Origin of the sequence: Xanthobacter pollutisoli (assembly GCF_040044995.1) — a bacterium.
Lineage (GTDB): Bacteria > Pseudomonadota > Alphaproteobacteria > Rhizobiales > Xanthobacteraceae > Xanthobacter.
This window is the reverse complement of record NZ_JBDZDP010000057.1, coordinates 1-3,833: the sequence shown is the minus strand read 5'-3', so window position 1 is coordinate 3,833 and position 3,833 is coordinate 1. Positions and strand designations below refer to the sequence as shown.

Sequence of the window (3,833 nt, the reverse complement as noted above, 5' to 3'; positions counted from 1 at the left end):
TCCGATAATGTTGCATTATCGGACATATTGACAGAGGGCGCCAAACAGGGTAGAAATGACCTGAAAGGTAGAATATTCGGAACCCTTCCCATGTCGGATGGGCGGAATTTGTGAGACTCAAGCGCTTGGGCGGAAATCTCGCGCATAATTATGAGACTCCCGGAGCGCCATTATGAGACTGGCTGAGTCGGAATTTGTGAGACTGGCGGACTTTCCGGCTCAGCCGAGCCGTTGCGACGCCCGCTGAGGCGACGTCTCTGGCGCTCGGAGGCGCCGGAGCCGGGCATAGACACGCCGCCGCAGCGCCGGCGACCACGCCCGCAGGGCTTCCCGCAGCCGCTCTTCCCCTTCCCGATCGCTCGCCAGCAGCACCGAAGTGGCGCATCCAACGGGATCCGCGCACAGCCGCCCGACACCAACGGCCAAGGCATAGTTCTGCAGCAGCGAGCCTTGTGCGAGCGAAAACAGGCCTGGGCGCACCGGCTTGGCGAGCACAGGCGCCACCCGATCGTACTCCGGCACGACGACCAGAAGCGCCTGCCGGGCAATCGGCTGCGTGAGGAAATCGTGATTGGCCCGGCGCGCGGCGAGCGACAGGATCGGCTGCTCGGCCAGCGACGGGGGCGAGGACCTGCGATGCCGCGTCGTCAGGAGGTCCAGCAGCGCGGGCACCGCGGGCGCGCCCTCCTCCTTCCCCTGCGCCCAATCGGCCAGCCGCAGCGCCCCGCTCCGCGCACTGGGATCGAGCCTGGTCAACTGTGTTTGCGGCAGCCGCGCATCCAGTCCTGTCCCGGCCCTCCCCCCGAACCGGACGCCGTGCTCATCGCACCAGAAATTCCAGGGAAAGGCCGTCGCCTTGCGGTGGAGCCCGGCGGGACAACGCGGACAGACATAGCGGCTTGCCGCGGCGATCATCAGGCGCGCCTGCGGCGTGATCTCGTCGAAAGTCAGCCTCCGCAGCCCCTCAACGGTCATGCCGGTGCGGCCAGCCAGCACGGACCCCTCCCCTACCCCGAGGCGCCATTCGAGCTCGCGAACGCTGAAGCGGCCGAGGCCGCAATGCGCCAGAAGCGCCTCCGCCGGCATGCTGTAGAGCCGCGCAAGCCGCCCCAGCCAGGACGACAGACGCTCGTCGGGGCTCGGCCGCGGCACCACCGGCAACGGAACCGGTGCCGGTGGGTCCCTCACACGGGCTCTCCCACGAGAGCCAGCACGCTGCGCTTGTCTGCGACCGCGCCGGGCGTGATCCTTTCCTCGCCGCTCTCGATCGCGGCGATGGCGAGCGCGCTCACCAGCGAGAAGATGCCGGCCGTGATCCCTCCCGTCACCTCGATGAGGCGCTTCAGCGTCGCGTCGGCGAACTCGCTGGGCTGCCGCAGCGGCAAACTGCGCTGCAAGCTGCCGATCAGACCGCCGAAATCCTCGTCATTCTGCCACGGCGGCAGCGCGAAAGCCTCGAACCGGCGCACCAGCTGATCATCGGTGCGCAGCGCGTTTCGCGCCTGCTGCGTACCGACGCAGACGAGCGGAATCCGCAGCTCATTGCCGAGAAAGCGCAGCATGTTCAGGAAGCGGGTCTGCTCCCGCACGGTGCCGGCCTGCAGGCTGTGCACCTCGTCGATGACCAGCAGCCCCGGCCGGATCTCGGACAGCAGGCGCAGCGTCAGGCTTTCCAGTACCGACAGCGTCGCCCGCGGCGGTTCGGGTGCCCCGATCGCCGCCAGGAGCCGCTTGTAGAAGCGGGCTTCGTCAGGGCCCGGCACCATCTGGACGGCGATGACCGGCATATGCATGCGCCCCGTCACCGTATCGAACTGCGAAGGGTGGTCGCGGGCGAACTTTTCGACGATCATGGTCTTGCCCATGCCGCTGGCGCCGACGATGAGCAGGTTGGGCATGCGCGCCCGTGGCGGGAAGGCAAGCAGGGCTTCGAGCTTCTGGAGCGCCTGTTCGGCGCGCGGATAGTTGATCCAGCGGTCGGCGCGAATGCGCCGGATACGCTCGTCCGCGCTCAGCGCGGCGATCGGCCGGCTAGCGGGGAAGAGATGCGAGAACGCCTCAGTCATCATCCCATTCCTCCACCGCGAAATAAGGCAGTTGCAGGGGCCTTTCGTCCTTGTTCGGCACCACCTCCGGTGTCACGTCGATGATCCTGTCCGGTGCGAGATGCGCGCGCCGGGCGACATCCCTTCGCATCGCCTTGGTCAGGCGCGTTGCCTCGTCGACCAGGGATCGCTGGGCGAGGATTGTGGAGAAGATGAGCTCCTCGTCGACGGCCTCGCGGCCTTTTTCCCGCAAGGCGCGCACGGCAGCCCGGTGCTCCCACAGCCCAATGGGCGGGCGGGTCCGATCGGCTGGACGCGCTTCCAGATACCCCTGCCCTGTCGCCACGAACACGCAGGACAGGTCGCGCGGATCGAATTTGACGGTCAGTCGTTGCCGGTCGCGCCCCATCAGCCAACGCAGCTCGTCCGACCAGTAGCGGATGTGAAACAGGTGCAGCCCGTCGCGCTGCAAAGTGCGCTGCTCGAAAGGCAGAAAATCGATGAGGAACCGCCGCGGATCCGACGGAACCCGCACCGTGACGTCGCCGATGCGGGCTTGCCAGGCGGCCGCCGGCGGCAGATCCAGCGCCTTGTGGATGCGGGCATGGTAGGAGCCGATGATCTCGATGGCGAGATAGCGTTCCAGGTCGCGCAAAGTCATGACCGCCTCGGCCTCCGGATCGAGGTCGCCGCGTTCGTCGATGTTCGAGAAATGCGAGCCCGGAATGAGGTGAACGGCACCCATCATCGTGCCGATCAGCCGCTCGATATGACCGCCGAAACGCGGCGTGCCAGGTGGACGGTAGCTCAGGTCGATGCGATGCTCGCCGCAGGCGCGTTCGAAGGCGCGCGCATGGAATTCGGCGCCGTTGTCGACATGAATGGTCCCAGGAATTCCGTGCGCCGGCCACTCCGCCACGATCCCCCGTGAGGTCAGCCAGGCCGTCTTGTCCGTCACCGCATGGGTCAGGCACAACGCCACGGCTGCCAGGGACGGCGCTTCCAGCGACAGGTAGAAGCCCATCACCATGCGGGTGTTGACGTCGACGGCCAGCGTGAGCGTCGGCCGGCCGATCGGCAATCGGGTTACCGGATCGACGACCGTGACGTCGACCTTGGTGTGGTCGATCTGGAGGATTTCAAGCGGAGCCGCCGCCTCCAATCCGCCTGGCGTCGCCAGAAACACCGCCTCCGATTTGCCGGCGCCCTCCCGTCGGCGCATCAGATCGGCCTGATCTTTCATTTTCAGCCACCGGCCGAGACGGCGGATCGATGGCGGCTGCAGGCCTTGAAGCTGGCAGTCCGCCGCAACCTCCTGCTGAAAGCGCGTCAGGGTGGGCCTGCGGCGCGTCGCATAGAGCTTCCGGAAATGCTGCTCGACGATCGTGAGCACCACCGGATCCAGAGGCTGCATGCCAGCGTTTGGGCCACGCCGGCGCGGTAGGAGCGTGCTGGTGCGGTCATCCTGCCGGAACCGCTTCAGCCAGCGAAACAAGGTTGCCCGGCTGACGCCAAGCGCGTTCAGGGCATCGCGGACTTCCGCATCGCCAAGGTGCTTCGACAGTTTCGACAGGATCTCGGCGCGATGCCGCGCCTGCGCCCAGGCCTCAGGATCGATACCATCATCGTTCATGGACAGCCTCGCCGTCTGGCTGCAAGCTGGTCTCACAACTACCGACTCAATACCGTCGCCAGTCTCAATTACCTTGAATCGGTCTCATAATGACGACACGGCCAAGGCATTGAAATTGCGCAGGCGCCAGTCTCATCAACCCCGGTAGTCCGACA

3 protein-coding genes are annotated in these 3,833 nt (G+C 66.3%); all 3 read right to left on the bottom strand.

What is annotated here, in order from left to right; translation table 11 throughout:
- Nucleotides 1–219: 219 nt before the first annotated feature.
- The 3 genes from ABLE93_RS26760 to ABLE93_RS26750 are packed head-to-tail and all read right to left on the bottom strand — an operon-like array spanning nucleotide 220 to nucleotide 3,678.
- The gene (locus ABLE93_RS26760) at nucleotides 220–1,155 is read right to left on the bottom strand and encodes a TniQ family protein (protein ID WP_348842702.1); all 936 of its coding nucleotides are present in this window, start codon (nucleotides 1,153–1,155) and stop codon (nucleotides 220–222) included.
- 29 nt (nucleotides 1,156–1,184) lie between these two features.
- Nucleotides 1,185–2,066, bottom strand: coding sequence for a TniB family NTP-binding protein (locus tag ABLE93_RS26755; protein WP_348842701.1), 882 nt, complete (start codon nucleotides 2,064–2,066; stop codon nucleotides 1,185–1,187).
- On the bottom strand, nucleotides 2,059–3,678 hold the full coding sequence (locus ABLE93_RS26750) for a TnsB C-terminal domain-containing protein (protein WP_348842700.1): 1,620 nt from the start codon (nucleotides 3,676–3,678) through the stop codon (nucleotides 2,059–2,061). Before ABLE93_RS26750 ends, ABLE93_RS26755 begins: the two co-directional genes overlap by 8 nt.
- Between the last annotated feature and the right edge of the window lie 155 nt (nucleotides 3,679–3,833).